Below are 17,336 nucleotides of genomic sequence, written 5' to 3' on the forward strand. Positions count from 1 at the left end.
GAATGATAAAAAATTACCTAATAAATAATGCTCATAGATATGCCTCTAGATGGCTTGTTCTAGGAGTTGATATACTATTAATATGCATTTCATTTGTTTTATCTTATATAATAAGATTTAATCTTACCCTAAATTTTGACACAGACCGTTTGTTTATACAATTGCCCTACGTTGCTTTTATAGCTGGGACTGCTTTTATCGTTACGGGATCATACAAAGGTGTTATAAGGCATACCGGAATCAGGGATGTATATAACATATTTAACGCCATATGTCTTTTCAGCATTCTAACCATATTTTTGGTGATAATTAACAGACAGACAAATTTCATGGAACATTTTACTATTCCATTGTCCATAATTATTATCCACAGTTTAATAAGTTTTATTGCACTTATAACGTCGCGATACATTTTTAAAACCTTGTATCACAAATTGATGCGTGGTTACAAAACATATAAAAATGTACTTATATATGGTGCTGGTGAAGCCGGTTTATTGACCTTCAATGCCCTAACAGACCATACTGCAAGCGATTCAAAGGTGGTAGGCTATATAGATGATGACCTTAAGAAAGTGGGGAAGAATTTAAATGGGGTAAGAGTTTATTCCAGAGAAGAAATCACTAAGATATTTATAGTTAAAAGGAATATTAGTGAAATTATTATTTCTATTCATAATGAAGATAGTACTTTTTTGAAGGACCTGGTTGAAAGTTTGGTTGAATTTCAGATTAAGGTAAAAATCGTACCACCTGTTGACGACTGGATTAATGGAAAGTTAAAAGTATCTCAGATTAAACAAGTAGAGATAGAGGATTTGCTTAACAGGGTACCTATAAATATAAAAAACTCCAAAATTACCAAAGAGCTTGAAGATCGTGTAATTATGGTTACCGGAGGTGCCGGATCAATTGGAAGTGAGCTTGTTAGGCAAATTGCTAATTTTAGTTATAAGTCCCTTATCATAATTGATCAGGCAGAGTCGCCTCTTTACGATTTACAACAGGAACTAAAACAAAAAGGCATTCACAACTTTATTCCTATAGTTTCTGATATTCGGGATAAAAACAGAATGAATACTTTCTTCCAGGAGTATAGGCCAAATATTGTTTTCCACGCAGCTGCATATAAGCATGTTCCCTTAATGGAATATAACCCCTATGAGGCCATAAAAATTAATATTGCAGGCACCAAAATGTTGGTCGATCTGTCCTCAAACTATAATGTGGATAAATTTATATTTGTTTCCACAGATAAAGCGGTTAATCCTACAAATGTCATGGGGGCGACCAAAAGAATTGCCGAGATGTATATAAGTTGTAAGCATCGTGAAAGCAAAACCAAATTTATAACTACAAGATTTGGAAATGTTTTGGGTTCTAATGGTTCAGTTATTCCATTATTTAAGAAGCAAATCGAAAAAGGAGGGCCCCTTACCGTTACTCATAGGGATATTACAAGATATTTTATGACTATTTCCGAGGCGTCCCAATTGGTGCTGGAAGCTGGAGCAATGGGTAATGGAGGTGAGATTTTTATTTTTGATATGGGAAAATCTGTTAGAATCTTTGATTTAGCTAAAAACATGATTAAACTTTCTGGCTTGAAATATCCTGAAGATATAGACATAAAAATTACAGGCTTACGTCCTGGTGAAAAATTATATGAGGAACTATTGGCATCCGGAGAAAATACCTTACCAACCTATCATAAGAAAATTATGATCAGTAAAGTTAGGGATTTGGATTATTCGGATGTTAAGTCAAAAATTGATGAGTTATGTGTTTCGAACATGTTCTTAAATACTGATATTGTAGAGCTGATGAAAAATATTGTACCGGAATATGTTTCCAATAATTCTGAGTTCTGCGTACTTGACCAAAAAAAAATTAATGATAAAAAAATAGTTAAAGATTCTAATTTTGATAATAAAGAGGACAGGAAAATATTCCAATCATAATTTTTCATTATACTTGTAGAAATAACTAAGAATTATGATCTTAAGAAAATACATTTTACATTATTCGTCCCTATTATTGCTATCTTGTTTATTATTACTTTCTTCCTGTGGTGCTTCGAGAGAGGAAGTAGTTTATTTTCAGGATACTGGTAATTTTGAAACAATTGTGGATAATAATAAGTCTGTTACTAAATTTAAAACAGATGACCTGGTTTCCATACATATTTCATCTTTAGACCCTGAGGCGAGTGTACCTTTTAACCTAATTCGGGGCCAATCTGAAGGTGGTATAGTGGCGGAGCAGGTGGATTATCTTATTGACCAGGATGGAATGATAGATTTCCCCGTTATCGGTAAGATAAAAATAGGAGGACTGTCCCCAGATGAAGTTAGAACCATGCTTCGAGACCAACTTTCTGATTATTTGAAAGATCCTATAATTAATATAAGATTGCGCAATTTTACGGTTACATGTTTAGGTGCCGTAAATAACCCTGGGACTTATCAGGTAGACGGAGAAAGAATCACAATTTTAGAAGCATTGGGTCTTGCAGGAGATTTGTCTATAAGAGGAGTTAGAAACAATGTTTTGGTAATCCGTGATTTTGACGGGACTAAGGTCTATACACGTATTGACCTTACCTCTAAGAACGTATCCAAATCACCCGTTTTTTATCTTACACAGAATGATGTAGTCTATGTTGAGCCTAATAAATCCGGAATCAAAGAAACTGTGCTCGATCAAAGGGCGGTTATTTATGTCACCTTATTTTCTCTTTTAGTTACTTCTGCTGTATTGGTAATTACTAGGTACACGGGTCCCTAAATTCAGTTAGTAATTTTTTTAAAATACTTTACCTACATATAATGGAATCTAATTATTCAAGTTTTTCAGATGACAATAAACTCGATTTTAAAGAACTGATCAGGCCATATCTGAGGCACTGGAAATGGTTCGTTTTTTCCTTGGTATTTGCAATAGCCTTATCATTATTTTATTTCAGATATGCTACCCCCTTATTTGAGGTAGAAGCTAAAATACAGATTTTGGCTGATGATGCTAATTCGAATTTGAGCACTTTTAGTGATTTGCAGAAATTAACTGGGGGGAAAAATGCAAGCATCGTGGATGAAATTGAAATTCTAGCTTCCAGATCAAATATAGTAGAAGTAGTAAAGGAATTGGGTTTAAATATTTCTGTTATTGCAAAGGGGGATATTAAAAAAGCCGTAGTTTATGAGAAACCTCCTTTCAAAATTAACTTTTTGGTTCCTGATTCTCTGATTTATCTAGCAAAAAGTACTTTCCAAATTGAAGTTCTTTCAGAAACCAGTTTTTCTTTTAAAGAAGAGGAAGACTTGTCGGCTAAGAATTATAGTTTTGGAAATACGATAAATTCCAGTGTTGGCGAATTTGTTTTGTTACCTAACGCGGCTCAGATGACCCATTATGCGGGAAATGAATATGAAATATGGATTACCCCTATTCAGAATGTAGTCCAAACATATCAGGAAAAAATAGAAATTCTATTATTAGAAGAAGGATCCAATATTGTGTCAATTTCCCTTATGGATGCTGTTGAGAAAAGAGCCTTGGATATAGTCAATATGCTAATTTATATCTATAACCGAAACGCAGTACAGGATAAAAAGGAAATGGCTGATAAAACCTCAGAATTTATTAATGAACGCATCACAGACATTTATGGTGATCTGTCTACTGTTGATCAAAGTGCTGAAGATTTTAAAGAGGGAAGAGGAATAACGGATGTTGAATCACAGTCAAATATTAACTTAAATATAGGTGCAGCTAACCGACAAGAATTACAAAATAAGACTATTCAATTGAATATAGCCGCATCCATGAAGGATATTGTAGATAATCAAAACGGTTATGAAGTACTACCTTCTAATATTGGATTAGATGATGAATCTATTGCAAATACTACTGCTCGTTATAACGAATTGGTATTGGAGCGCAACCGTTTGCTAAAAAGTTCAAACGAGAAAAACCCTATTATCGTAAACCTGGATCAACAACTCCGGGGATTAAGAAGAAACCTGCAATCAAGTTTAAGCAGTATGACCAATAACCTGAATTTACAGGTAAATAATTTAAGTAGTCAGGTATCAAGTATAAATGCAAAAATTTATGCTGCACCTGGTAATGAGAGGGCTTTAAGGGATATTACAAGACAACAACAGACAACGGAAGCTTTATATCTTTATTTATTACAAAAGAGAGAAGAGTCTCAAATCACTTTTGCCTCTGCGGCCCCTAAATCCAAAGTTATCGATCACGCATATCCAATAAGTCCATTTCCTGTTGCACCAAAAAAACCTATAATTCTTTTGGCATCGATGATTTTCGGACTACTTCTGCCCTTTTCATTTATTTATTTTAATCAGTTGCTGGATAACAAGGTGCATAATAAGGTTGATTTGGAAAAACAAGTAGATCCAATTCCTGTTTTTGCAGAATTACCTAAATTATCCAAAAAAGAAAATTCATTGGTGAGAAGTGGAGAGCGCACTGTTTTAGCGGAATCCCTTCGTATTTTAAGAACGAACTTGGATTACGTTATTAAATCTAAAAAAAAATCTTCAAAGGGAAATATAGTTCTCATTACTTCTAGTGTACCTGGGGAGGGAAAGACATTTATATCTTCCAATCTGGCCATGATTTTTGCGAATACAAATAAAAAAGTATTACTTATCGGCGCGGATATCAGAAATCCAAAGATTTACCAGTTCTATTCGGGAAAAAACATTGATAAATTGGGTAAGGCATACAGGAATAAAGAGAATAAAGGACTCACAGAATATCTTGTGGATCCAAATTTAGGTTATAAAGATATCATTTCTTCAATGTTGGTTTATGAACAAACAATTGATATTATTTATTCAGGTAAAATACCACCAAACCCTGCTGATCTTTTAATGAGTGATAGAATGTCCGAATTATTGGAAGCAGTTAAACTTGATTATGATTATATCTTTGTAGATTCAGCCCCTCTAATGGTAGTTTCAGATACTTTATTAATAAGTGAATTGGCAGATCAAATAATATATGTAACTAGAGCCGGAGTCACCGAACTAAAAGTACTCGATTTCCCATTGAAATTATATAAGGAAGGTAAGCTTAAAGGGTTGTCATTTATTGTCAACGATGTGAAGTCTTCTAACCTGGGCTATGGAGGTAGATATGGATATGGATATGGAAAGTCGGTGAAAAAGTGGTGGAATATCTAGTGCAATTAATAAAATATGTTAATGGTATTATGTATTAGGGGTAAAACACTTTTTAACATATCTTTTTTAATTTTTACTTCTTTTAAATAATCTATCTGCTCTATACGGTGAATATCCGAAGCTATATAATCAAAAAGGCCATGCTCCAATAAATTTAAGGCCACCTTATGTACTTCGGGCCCGTAATAATCACTTAAGGATAAAATATTGAGTTGATACTGGATTCCTTTTTTTTTGTACGCAGAATATTTGGCTTTATTGCCATGCCAATACCCATAGCGCTCCGGATGCGCCAAAATCGGGAAAAAGCCTTTTTTCATAACACTTTGCGTTGCCTCATCAAAATTTATGGATTGCTGCAAATAAGACATTTCAACCAACAGATAACTTTTTCTCATTGGCATTACCCCATCTTGTTCTAATAGCTCTTCAAAATTGTCGTCAATCATATGTTCCGCAGCGGCTTCAATGGAGATATCTTTAAGACCATTAGCCAATAACTCATTGGTTAACTCGTCAAGAGATCCTGTAATTGTTTCTCTATTATTGGGATAGAAATTGCTCATAATATGAGGCGTGGCTATCAGGTTTGTAATCCCAATTTCTTTAAAACCGCGAATAAGCCCTATCGATTCCTTTACATTTTTAGCCCCATCATCTATCCCAGGGAGGATATGGTTATGTATATCCACAAAATTCTGGAGATAGTCTACAAGGAATTTTTTCTTACTGAAAATATGAAACATGCAATGCCTATTATCAAAGCAAAAGTAGTCTTTAATGCTCTAAAATAACTACTCGCAGCTATACTAATTAGTCTTGCGTATTCAATATCCATACAATTTAGATTATCTAAGAAATAGCTGCCTGTGCCGCAGCAACCCTGGCTATTGGCACCCTGAATGGAGAACAGCTTACGTAATTTAATCCAATTCGATTACAGAATTCAACAGAACTTGGTTCGCCACCATGCTCCCCGCAAATACCTACCTTTAAATCTGATTTCACATTCCTACCCCTTTCCGTACCCATTCTTACTAATTGTCCAACTCCTTCCTGATCGAGAACTTCGAAAGGATCAGAGGTTAGGATTCCTTCTTTCAAATAGATTTCAAGAAACGAACCGGCATCATCCCTGGAATAGCCGTAAGTCATCTGAGTAAGGTCATTTGTGCCAAAAGAAAAGAAATCTGCGTGCTCGGCTATTCTGTCGGCCATAAGTGCTGCACGCGGAATTTCAATCATTGTTCCTACAAGGTATTCCACAGTATCTTTTCGCTCCTTAAATACTTTTTGAGCCGTAGATCTGATTACCTGTTCCTGTGCTACAAATTCCTTAACTGTACCAACAAGTGGGACCATGATTTCTGGGATTACTGCAATACCCTTTTCTTTTAAATTTAAAGCAGCCTCTATGATTGCCCTTGTCTGCATTTCGGTAATTTCCGGATAAGTAATACCCAGTCTGCAGCCCCTATGTCCGAGCATGGGATTAAATTCATGAAGCTCTGACACTTTATTTTTAACAGCTGCAAGAGATATATGAAGATCTTCCGCCAGTTCTTTTTGGGTTGCCAATTGGTGAGGAACGAATTCATGTAAAGGCGGATCGAGCAAACGAATGGTTACAGGGAATCCCTGCATAGCCTCAAAAATACCTTCAAAATCTGACCTTTGCATAGGAAGGAGTTCTTTTAGAGCCACTTTTCTACCTTTTATAGTGTCGGCCAAAATCATTTCCCTCATGGCTCTAATCCTGTCAACTTCAAAAAACATATGCTCAGTCCTCGTAAGCCCTATACCTTCAGCACCAAAATTACGAGCTGCCGTAGCATCTTTAGGTGTGTCTGCATTCGTACGAACTTTCATTGTGCGATACTTGTCAGACAATTCCATAATTTCCGCAAATTCCCCACTCAACTCGGGTTCCATTGTTGGAACTTTACCTTCAATAATATTACCCGTAGTACCATTTAAGGAAATCCAGTCTCCTTCGTGAAATTCTTTGCCATCAACTCTTAAAACCCTGTTTTTATAATCAATTTTTAGTGCCCCTGCACCAGAAACACAGCATTTACCCATGCCTCGTGCTACAACCGCTGCGTGGGAAGTCATTCCACCCCTTGCAGTGAGTATACCCCTGGCAATGTTCATGCCTTCCAGATCTTCAGGAGATGTCTCGATCCGGGTAAGAATGGTATATTTATATTTATCTGCTTCATCGGCGAAAAAAACAATCTGACCGGTAGCTGCGCCGGGAGAAGCAGGTAAGCCCTGCGCAATAATATCATCTTTGTTCAGCCCTTTAGGGTCAAATACGGGGTGCAGTAATTCATCCAATTTAATTGGTTCTATGCGCATTAAGGCCTCCTTTTCATCAATCTGACCTTCCTTAAGAAGATCTATCGCGATTTTTACCATCGCAGCACCGGTTCTTTTACCATTTCGGGTTTGCAGAATCCACAATTTACCTTCCTGTATGGTAAATTCCATATCCTGCATGTCTTTATAGTGTTTTTCCAGTTTTTCCTGATAACCATATAATTCGGAATAAATAGAAGGCATTAGTTCTTCCAGAGAAGGATAGTCAGCGGCTCTTATAGCTTCTTTAACCTGCGCAAGTTTTGCCCAGCGTTCTGAGCCTAATTTGGTGATTTGCTGCGGTGTTCTTACTCCCGCCACCACATCTTCACCCTGTGCATTTATCAAATATTCCCCGTTAAAAACATTTTCTCCGGTTCCTGCATCTCTCGTAAAACAAACCCCGGTTCCTGAATTATTCCCCATGTTGCCATAAACCATCGCCTGGACATTAACTGCAGTACCCCAGTCTGCCGGGTATCCGTTCATTTTTCGATAATAAATAGCACGGTCTCCATTCCAGCTATCAAATACGGCCATTATTGCGCCCCAAAGCTGATCCCAGGGATCCAACGGAAAATCGTGACCTGTTTGTTTTTTAACTGCATCTTTGAAATCATAAACCAAATCCTGTAAATCCTGAACAGTAAATTGCGTATCTAATTCTATGTTACGCTTATCTTTAAGGTGCTCCATGATTTCCTCAAAAGGATCTATGTCTTCTTTGGTCACGGGTTTCATTCCCAAAACAACGCCACCGTACATTTGAATAAACCGACGATAGGAATCCCATGCAAAGCGTTCATTATTTGTTTTTTTTACCAATCCGGAAACCACTTCGTCATTAAGTCCAAGATTTAGTACGGTATCCATCATACCAGGCATAGAAACCCTGGCCCCTGAACGAACAGAAATCAACAAAGGATTTTCAGGATCACCAAATCTGGTTCCCATAATTTCTTCAATATTTTTAATCGCCTTCTTTACATCTTCCTTTAAATATTTAATAACTTTATTTTTACCCAATTCATTATATTCCGTACATACTTCAGTAGTAATAGTGAATCCCGGAGGTACGGGAATTCCAATTGCACTCATTTCGGCAAGATTAGCCCCCTTGCCGCCCAGTAGGTTTTTCATTTTACTATTTCCATCTGCGGTTTTATTTCCAAACCTGTAGACTCTTGTTTTTACATCGGATACTGTTTCCATGGGAATATTAAGTTTAATATAGTTTGACACCGAAATTAGGTCCATTATAGCTTCAATTTTATGACTTATATCATGTATCTGAAAATTGCTTTGGTTATGTAATTAATGTTACAGTAAAAAGTAAGTATTTCTTAAATGAAGTACTTAGGATTATGAATACTTTAAAAGAAAAAAGGGATTGCTTAATTATTATTATAATAATAAATCAGGATGATAAACAATTAAGGTTCTTTGAGATTTTAACTGTAGTTACTTCCCGATACAAAAATTTGCAAAAATATTTCCTAAAAGTGCATCGTTGCTTATTTCGCCGTTAATATCACCAAGTTAGAGATGGCATCATTATGGATGTTCCTTTGGCTATATGGACGCCTATTATGAATTTGCTGAAGCCACGTATTGGAGAGGCCCGTGATGTAATTCACATCAATTGTTACCCTTTCTGGAAAGGCTGTGATATGAATTATGCACTCCTGTATATCAAGGACATGTATCAAAGGGCTTTACTTGCGGGTAATGGAAAAAAGGTGATCATCTTAGAAATGGGCTGGCCCTACCAGGGCCACCAATCTGGAAGGGGCTTAACCCTCCTATGAAAATTGCTTGAAGTACTTTATGAATATGCAGAAGTGGGTACAGCAAGATTATCTTACAATCTTTTACTTCACTACTTTTGATGAATCCTGGAAAGTAGGAGCCGAGGGACTTGTAGTAATCTATTGGGGGTTATGGGACAAGGATGAGTAATTGAAGTTCTAGATTCATTTACGCTCATAAAAAGAAAAAAGCTTTCTGCAAACACAGAAAGCTTTTTGATTATGGATTTTTGAAAATTTAATCGTCCAAAAGGTCAATTGCAGTTTTAATGCGCTCTCTAATGGTCTCTGCAAGGGCGTTGTTTCCATCCGGATCTTCAGGGCTTATTTCAATAGTGCCATTTTCATTGCCATCCGCAGCCTGAGAAAGGTCCACTCCGGACACCACATCAAAAATCTGGGAAAGATCAAATTCAATCGTAATGCCTTCCGTATTGCTTCTTATAGAAATATCAAATTCAGCCTCTTCAAAATCTACTTCAACTTCATCTTCAAAATCATTCCAGAAAATAAAGGGGATATCGTTGATAGTTCCCTGAATAAGTACTGATTTACCAAACAAATCGCTGTTGGGGTCAGTACTCCGATCGAACTTAAACTCCAGTTCTTCAAAGTCACCATTTGGGACATCTACGGTAAGGAAGTTAATTTCTCCTGCCAGAAGATCTAGCTCAAACGGACCTTCCAGTTCAAACTCGTCCTCATAATCGTAATATCCGTCATCATCCCAGATATCATCATCATATTCGGATTCGTTTTCAGATTCAAATTCAGCATCGTCCATTTCCAGTTCAAATTCACGGATATTGACCCTGAAATCACTTACAAAGACATCAGTGTTAATGGATTTACTTGTGGAAGCAGTTTTCGCAGAGGAGTTGTTAACGCTAGTTTTAGCGCTTAATTTTAAGGTGCCATTGCCATCGGCTTCATCACTGGAACAGCTTATTAAAAAGAGGGAGAAAATAAGCGCAATAGCAAGGTTTCTGGTAATCGATTTTAATATAAACATAGTATTTAGATTTTTTAGTTCATGGGTATAACAACGAGGTTAAAGAATACCCTACCCCAAAAACGATTTTTTCGACGAAATGGTATTCCTAAATTAATTATAGGGTACCGGGGACATCGGAAAAAGATTACTTCCCAATACAAAAATTCGCAAAGATATTACCCAATAGGTCATCTGAAGTTATCTCTCCTGTAATCTCACCAAAATGATAAAGAGCCTGCCGGATATCTATGGCCAGTAGATCACCGGAGAGGCCCTCCTGCATGCCGTGCTGCACTTTTTTAATCTCTTCCAACGACTTTATCAGGGCATCATAATGCCGGCTATTCGTAATTATAGTCTCATTATTTCTTAAGATTCCTGCATTTACATCATCCAGGAGCTTAGATTTTAACTCTTCAATTCCCAGACCTGTTTTTGCAGAGAGTAATTGGTATTCTATTTTGTCCTTATCACTAAACAAATCCTTCAATTGGTTCTTTAAGTTCAATAATTTATCAGATGGAAGAAGGTCTGTTTTGTTAATCAGGGCGATTATAGGTTTAGAGGGATATCTAGTCTTTATCCTTTTTAATTCATCATAAAAGCTCACTTCATGATCCAATACATCCAATGCTGATATCAGGAAAAGCACCACCTCTGCTTTTTCCATCTTCTCATAGGTCCTTTCAATACCTATTCGCTCTACTTTATCCATAGTTTCCCGAATCCCGGCCGTATCTATAAACCGAAATCCAATGCCTCCAATCGTAATCTCATCTTCTATGGTATCACGGGTAGTGCCCGCAATTTCCGATACTATGGCGCGCTCTTCTTTTAAAAGTGCATTTAAGAGTGTGGATTTCCCTACATTGGGTTCACCGACAATGGCAATGGGTATTCCGCTTTTTATGACATTTCCGAGAGCAAAAGAATCAATCAGGCTTTTAAGAACGTTTTCAATTCTGTTTAATAAATCCTGAAACTCTTTTCTATCCGCAAATTCAACATCCTCTTCTGCAAAATCCAACTCCAATTCAATCAAGGAAGCGAAATTTAAAAGTTCTTCCCTCAACTGTTTAATTTCATTGCTAAAACCTCCGCGCATCTGTTGTATGGCAATTTTGTGAGATGCTTCATTTTCACTGGCAATGAGATCTGCCACTGCCTCGGCCTGACTCAGGTCCATTTTACCATTTAAAAATGCTCGCATTGTAAATTCTCCCGCATTGGCCATACGGCAGCCATTCCTTATAAACAGCTGAATAATTTGTTGCTGGATGTAGATGGAGCCATGACAGGAAATTTCAACAACATCTTCCCCTGTATAACTGTTGGGTCCTTTGAAAACTGATGCCAAAACCTTATCTATTGTAGCATCTCCATCTAAAATATACCCTAAGTGAATGGTATGTGTTTTTACTTTTTTTAAATCTTTATTGCTTACAGATCTGAATAGTTTTGAAACCAACGGAATAGCCTCTTTTCCGGATAAACGAATAACGGCAATGGCACCTGTGCCCGAGGGTGTAGCTAATGCAATTATAGTATCCTTTGAAATCATTGACATGTTTGTTGCAAAAATAGACAAAACCCGCTTATCCATTGTAATTCATTGATATGCCATTCATATATATAATCTAGTGGGCAACTGATTTTAAATTTTCCATAAAATATAATGTAACATTTCATAAAAAAATACGTCTTATTAGTATCATCATTAAATCAATCAAAAAATGGAAGTTGTCAATCAAACATCAATGCGAACCGACAGGCAGCTGCTTGTTATAACTCACCTGACACAATTATTAAGTTACGTAATTGGATTTGGAGGTTTAATAGCCCCCTTAATTATATGGCTGTCTTCAAGAAATTCTGTAGAAGGACTGGATGCGCACGGTAAAGCTATTTTTAATCTGCAACTAAGTCTGATTCTCTATATTGTTCTAAGCATTCCGGCTATTTTATTATTTGGCCTTGGTATAATAACATTGATAGGGGCAGGAATTCTCGGTTTTGTTTTGCCAATTGTTAATGCCGTGAGGGCATCCAACGGAGAATCTCCAAGTTATTTTATGACCATACCTTTTATTACATAACATATGAAACTAAAAAAACCCGCTAATTAGCGGGTTTTTTAATTTATTTAATGCGAAGCCTAATTATTCAGCATAACAGGCATTACCAGCATGGTTACCATTTCACCCTCGTCCTGGCCATCAACGGGAGTTAAAATCCCGGCTCTGTTGGGTAGACTCATTTCCAGGCATACTTCTTCAGAAGTCAGGTTACCCAGCATCTCAACTAAAAAGCGCGAGTTAAAACCAATTTGCATATCATCTCCCTGGTAGGAGCAGGTTAGCCTTTCTTCCGCTTTATTACTATAATCAATATCTTCCGCAGAAATATTCAACTCAGCTCCGGCAATTTTAAGCCGAATCTGGTGCGTAGTTTTGTTGGAAAATATGGAAACACGCCTTACAGAACTCAAAAGTTGATTTCTGGAAATAGTTAATTTGTTTGGATTCTCTTTAGGGATTACAGCTTCATAGTTTGGATATTTACCGTCTATAAGACGACAAATTAATTCTGTATTGTCAAAGCTGAATTTGGCGTTACTTTCATTGTATTCTATTTTTACAGTTTCCTCACTTCCCGCCAGGATTCCTTTTAAGAGGTTTAATGGCTTTTTTGGCATTATAAATTCTGCAACCTCGGAAGCTTTAACATCATTACGCTGGTATTTTACCAATTTATGGGCATCCGTAGCCACAAAAATTAAATGTTCGGATGAGAACTGAAAGAATACGCCACTCATTACAGGCCTTAAATCATCGTTACCGGCTGCAAAAATAGTTTTGTTTATTGCATTGGCAAGAATATCGCCCATAAGGTCTGTAGAACTGGGGTTTGCAAGTTCAACCGCTTTGGGAAACTCTGCTCCATCGGCATATGCAAGCGCATATTTACCGTGGTTAGAACTAATCTCTACTGTATTGTTATCTTCCACAACGAATGTCAGCGGCTGTTCCGGAAAGGTCTTTAAAGTATCCAGCAAAAGCCTTGCAGGCACTGCTATTGTGCCCTCAGAATCCGAATCTACTTCCAATATAGAACTCATGGTAGTTTCCAGATCGGAGGCAGATACCGTAAGTTTGTTTTTGCTTAGAACAAACAGGAAATTATCAAGAATAGGTAGTGTATTACTGTTATTTATAACCCCACCCAAAACCTGAAGTTGCTTTAATAAATAGGTACTCGATACTATAAATTTCATTCGTTTTTTATGCTTTTTTACGTATTCTTTTTATTGCCAAACAGCGAGATTATTGACAGCCAAGCAATAAAACAAATATATCCTAAATGTCCTTTTGATTAAAACAAACTTATTAACACTTAGGTACTGAATTTTCTCTTTCTGAAATAGTTAAAAGCAAAACCGAAAAAGAATACAAGTACCACGGGAATGCCAACGTTTATCAATTGCCACTTTGTTTTTTGATCAGCTATTTTTTCCGGATCCAGCAATGCAATTTTTACTTTTTTATTTCTAATGTTTATAAGTCCGGTATCATCCAAAAGATAATTGATGCTATTCACCAAAAATTCCTTGTTGCCATAAAAATTATTGGTCCATTTATCATAACCCAACTCAAGGGGCCTGTTATTCCTTACTTGATTTTTTATTACATCCCCATCAGCAATAATCAGCATCTTATTATCACTGCCTTCAATTTTAGCACCCTCAAGCTTCACAGGAGTAATTCTATTGTTAAATGCAGATGTGAATTCCCCTTCAATAAGTACAGCCAAAGGTTTATCCCCATCCTTGTAATTCTCTTTATCCGGAGGGGTGTTTATAATATCTAAACTTATCAGTTTAGGCACGCCTTCGGTTTTGGAAAGTAGAGAACTTGAATACAAGATGGTTTTTCTATATGCATTGGAAATGGTATCAATACTATTTGCAAATTGAAAACGAACCGCCTCGAGATTATTATTTATAGGATGGTTATTTGGTGAGAAAACCATAGGATTGTAATACCAGGGCACCGGATTGTATTGAGAATTATTCCCTTCCCCGGAAGCCAGGACAATTTGTGAAAAATACAGATCTGAAATAAGCACAGGGTTTATCCTGATTCCATATTTAAAGAAAAAATCATTCAGGTTGAGGTCTCTTGCAAATGCCATTGAACTGCCTTCAGCGTTAAAAAGGCTATCTAATTCTATGGCTACCTGGTCTATTAACCAAATAGATTTTCCTCCGTTTACTATAAACTGGTCCAATACGTATTTCTCCTTTTCGGTAAAAGCCTCCGTAGGTTTGGCAATAAGAGCTAAATCGTATTCCTTTAATTGATCTAATACTTTCTGCGGATTTGTTTCTACAGAATCCAGTGTGATCGCACCTATATTGTAGTAATCCCTTATGGTAGTAAGATAATCTGCCAAATAAATATCATCTAACTCTCCGTTGCCCTTGATTACGGCAACTCTCTTTTTTGCCTGAATGGTCAGTTTGGTAAAAGCATCAGCGAAAGCGTATTCCAAATTTTGCACGGAATTATTAACCCGTTCTTCCGAAGATGCTCCCAGTTTATTCTTTAAAAGGGGCACTCTAATGGTTTTATTGTTATAGTTCACCATTGCCCAGGGGAAGATAATCTCTTGTGAGACCCTGCCGTTTTCTTCAACCGTAACATTCGCCGGTGTTAGTCCCAGACTTTGTAATTCAGCGATGGTGGCTTCGGTCCGGGTATTATCCGAGAGGGGATCTGCAAAATTAAATTTTATATTGTCGTTTCCTGAGGCAAACTCTTCCAATAGCTGTTTGGTTTCTGCTTTTAGCTTCGCGAATTCAGCCGGTAAATCCCCTTCAAGAAGTACATCGACAACCACAACCGAATTAAAAGCGGCTGCGGCCTCTATTGCCTGTTCAGACAGGGTATATCGTTTATCTTCGGTAAGGTCTATTCTTACGTAAAAGAAACCCGCAATAATATTGATCAAAATAAATGCCAGCAACGCCAAACCAAGTGTAAGTAACTTATTTTGTTTCATTACCTGGAATGGTTTTTTAATTGAACAATTGCAAAGAATAAAAACAGTACGGTCAGACTCAGAAAATAAATTAAATCCCTGCTGTCCAATACACCTCTTGAAATGCCTTCGAAATGCGATTTCATTCCTAGGGACACTATGAATTGAATAATCTCGCCATCGCTAAAAAGTGTAGAAGCACCTTCAAAACCATAATAAAGCAAAAAACATATAACCAATGCGAGGATAAATGCTACAATCTGATTTTCGGTTAATGCAGAGGTGAAAATACCTATAGCTGTGTAACTCATTACCAGGAAAATCAATCCAAAATAAGAACCATAAATAAGGCCCCAATCCAAATTACCTTCAATAATTCCTAATTGCGATATACAAATACCATAAAGTAGTGTGGGAATGAGCGCTATTAGCACAAGGAATAACGCCCCCAAAAATTTACCATAAACAGTTTCTCTTAAGCTCAATGGTTTTATAAACAGTAATTCTAAGGTGCCTGCTTTCTTTTCTTCGGAAAAGCTTTTCATTGTTACCGCAGGGATCAGGAATAAAAAAATCCAGGGCGTTAACAGGAAAAAATTACTTAAATCGGCAAAACCATACTCGAATATATTGAAGGGTCCTTTAAACACCCATAAAAACAGTCCGTTGAGTATTAGAAAAAAGCCTATGATTAAATAGCCAACAGGAGTCATAAAGAATGAAAGTACTTCTCTTTTAAAAATGGCAAGCATAGGTTATTGTACTGATTTAATTCTGTTCACACTCCAGGCCTCCGGCTTGTCTTCAAATAGCAATTTTGTCTTTCCCCATACATTTCTAAAGAATTCAGATTTTCTATAATCATCCAGATTTTCTTCATTTTCCCATTTACTGTACGTGAAAAAGATGTTTGGCTGATTTCTGTCCTGGTATAGCTCTAAAAAAAGGCAGCCTTCAAAATTTCGGATAAAACTTTTGGTTTCTTCGAAAATTTGCTCAAAACTAGCAATATTTTCCCTTTTTAAAGTCAACTTGACGATACGTATCAACATTTATAAAAAGTTTATTATGATGGTATCCCTGTAATCCAAACCTAATAGGGTAGAAGCCCCGCCAACCGTGTTAAGATCACTTTTGTAGATTGCCAGCTCCAGATAGTCAGACGAATTAAACAGTGCCAGCAGATCTCCCGGACCCTTACGCTGGTTTTTTCCAAGGTCGAAATTTATGATATCGCTATACCTGTTATGGATTTGATTTATTTTTCTGTTCCGGGCATTAATTTCAAATTTTCTGCCATTCCTGTAGGCCTCAAACAGGCTTTTCTGGATATTAGTGATCACATTTCCGTAGTTGTCTATATAAATTACACTTCCAACTATTGTTTTTCCTTCGTTTGTTATCCTTGGTGCAAATTCTTTTAACTCTTTTAAGTCATCAAATGATTTTCCAACCACTTCGAGTTTGCCTCCCCGAACAATATGGCATGCAACTTTTACGAATATATCCAGTACCGGAAAGGAACCAACTATGGGGTTAGGGATATTTATTTCCACAACCTTTTCTGGTTTTATTTCGGAAGTAATAAGGCTAATTACCCCGTTATTTGCACTTATAAAATAATGGTTGTCAACCAGGACCGCAATATGCTGGTTTTCAATTGTAGGTTCAGAATCTACGCCAACAATATGAACCGTTCCTTCCGGAAAAGCCTTGTAAGAATTTTTGAGGATATAAGCGCATTCCTGAATGTTGAAAGGGCTAACGGTGTGCGTAATATCAACAATTTTAGCATCCGAGAGCTCCTTATAAATAGTCCCCTTAAGGGCCCCTACAAAATGGTCTTTATGTCCAAAATCTGTAGTTAAAGTGATGATTGCCATGCAGCACTGTTGATATTTTTTTAACTATTCAAACCGA

The 17,336-nt window shown here is 36.7% G+C and carries 15 protein-coding genes; 6 read left to right on the top strand and 9 right to left on the bottom strand.

All coding sequences use genetic code 11. The features are described 5' to 3' along the window. The first annotated feature begins 2 nt into the window (after positions 1 to 2). Genes G504_RS0117495 through G504_RS0117505 form a run of 3 tightly spaced genes read left to right on the top strand, consistent with a single transcriptional unit; the run spans position 3 to position 5,213 of the window. Positions 3 to 1,961: a polysaccharide biosynthesis protein gene (locus G504_RS0117495; RefSeq protein WP_019671496.1), complete on the top strand. Its 1,959-nt coding sequence runs from the start codon at positions 3 to 5 to the stop codon at positions 1,959 to 1,961. A gap of 34 nt (positions 1,962 to 1,995) precedes the next feature. Continuing rightward, complete coding sequence (locus tag G504_RS0117500) at positions 1,996 to 2,787, top strand: polysaccharide biosynthesis/export family protein (protein WP_026348676.1); 792 nt, start codon at positions 1,996 to 1,998, stop codon at positions 2,785 to 2,787. A gap of 41 nt (positions 2,788 to 2,828) precedes the next feature. Next, the gene (locus G504_RS0117505) at positions 2,829 to 5,213 is read left to right on the top strand and encodes a GumC family protein (protein WP_019671498.1); all 2,385 of its coding nucleotides are present in this window, start codon (positions 2,829 to 2,831) and stop codon (positions 5,211 to 5,213) included. A gap of 5 nt (positions 5,214 to 5,218) precedes the next feature. On the opposite strand, the gene G504_RS0117510 is transcribed toward G504_RS0117505, so the two are convergent. Next, positions 5,219 to 5,959 (bottom strand): tyrosine-protein phosphatase, encoded by a 741-nt coding sequence (locus tag G504_RS0117510; RefSeq protein ID WP_019671499.1) that lies wholly within the window; start codon positions 5,957 to 5,959, stop codon positions 5,219 to 5,221. 106 nt (positions 5,960 to 6,065) lie between these two features. Beyond that, positions 6,066 to 8,786: a pyruvate, phosphate dikinase gene (ppdK, locus tag G504_RS0117515; RefSeq protein ID WP_026348677.1), complete on the bottom strand. Its 2,721-nt coding sequence runs from the start codon at positions 8,784 to 8,786 to the stop codon at positions 6,066 to 6,068. A gap of 377 nt (positions 8,787 to 9,163) precedes the next feature. Between ppdK and G504_RS19360 the strand changes: the two genes are divergently transcribed. Together G504_RS19360 and G504_RS20090 are read left to right on the top strand one after the other, a co-directional pair. After that, a complete protein-coding gene (locus tag G504_RS19360) occupies positions 9,164 to 9,382 on the top strand; it encodes a hypothetical protein (protein ID WP_026348678.1) in 219 nt (72 codons plus the stop codon). Between the two features lie 19 nt (positions 9,383 to 9,401). Further along, complete coding sequence (locus G504_RS20090; protein WP_262493647.1) at positions 9,402 to 9,533, top strand: hypothetical protein; 132 nt, start codon at positions 9,402 to 9,404, stop codon at positions 9,531 to 9,533. An 87-nt stretch (positions 9,534 to 9,620) separates the two neighbouring features. Here the strand turns inward: G504_RS20090 and G504_RS18960 are convergent, their stop codons facing one another. Both G504_RS18960 and mnmE read right to left on the bottom strand, forming a co-directional pair. Next, complete coding sequence (locus G504_RS18960; protein WP_019671501.1) at positions 9,621 to 10,394, bottom strand: hypothetical protein; 774 nt, start codon at positions 10,392 to 10,394, stop codon at positions 9,621 to 9,623. A 127-nt stretch (positions 10,395 to 10,521) separates the two neighbouring features. After that, the gene (mnmE, locus tag G504_RS0117535; protein WP_019671502.1) at positions 10,522 to 11,937 is read right to left on the bottom strand and encodes a tRNA uridine-5-carboxymethylaminomethyl(34) synthesis GTPase MnmE; all 1,416 of its coding nucleotides are present in this window, start codon (positions 11,935 to 11,937) and stop codon (positions 10,522 to 10,524) included. A 172-nt stretch (positions 11,938 to 12,109) separates the two neighbouring features. On the opposite strand from mnmE, the gene G504_RS0117540 reads away from it, so the two are divergent. Further along, positions 12,110 to 12,472, top strand: a complete 363-nt coding sequence (locus tag G504_RS0117540; RefSeq protein ID WP_019671503.1) for a DUF4870 domain-containing protein — start codon at positions 12,110 to 12,112, stop codon at positions 12,470 to 12,472. Positions 12,473 to 12,531: 59 nt separating this feature from the next. On the opposite strand, the gene dnaN is transcribed toward G504_RS0117540, so the two are convergent. From dnaN to G504_RS0117565, 5 genes are all read right to left on the bottom strand, one after another. Beyond that, positions 12,532 to 13,650, bottom strand: a complete 1,119-nt coding sequence (dnaN, locus tag G504_RS0117545; RefSeq protein ID WP_019671504.1) for a DNA polymerase III subunit beta — start codon at positions 13,648 to 13,650, stop codon at positions 12,532 to 12,534. Positions 13,651 to 13,769: 119 nt separating this feature from the next. Then, positions 13,770 to 15,437 (bottom strand): gliding motility-associated ABC transporter substrate-binding protein GldG, encoded by a 1,668-nt coding sequence (gene gldG, locus G504_RS0117550; protein ID WP_019671505.1) that lies wholly within the window; start codon positions 15,435 to 15,437, stop codon positions 13,770 to 13,772. Next, the gene (gldF, locus tag G504_RS0117555) at positions 15,437 to 16,168 is read right to left on the bottom strand and encodes a gliding motility-associated ABC transporter permease subunit GldF (protein ID WP_019671506.1); all 732 of its coding nucleotides are present in this window, start codon (positions 16,166 to 16,168) and stop codon (positions 15,437 to 15,439) included. Before gldF ends, gldG begins: the two co-directional genes overlap by 1 nt. A 3-nt stretch (positions 16,169 to 16,171) precedes the next feature. Continuing rightward, positions 16,172 to 16,468: a putative quinol monooxygenase gene (locus G504_RS0117560; protein ID WP_019671507.1), complete on the bottom strand. Its 297-nt coding sequence runs from the start codon at positions 16,466 to 16,468 to the stop codon at positions 16,172 to 16,174. Beyond that, entirely contained in the window at positions 16,469 to 17,299 is an 831-nt protein-coding gene (locus G504_RS0117565) for an SAM hydrolase/SAM-dependent halogenase family protein (RefSeq protein WP_019671508.1), read from the bottom strand. Positions 17,300 to 17,336 lie beyond the last annotated feature (37 nt).

Source organism: Eudoraea adriatica DSM 19308 (assembly GCF_000382125.1).
GTDB lineage: Bacteria > Bacteroidota > Bacteroidia > Flavobacteriales > Flavobacteriaceae > Eudoraea > Eudoraea adriatica.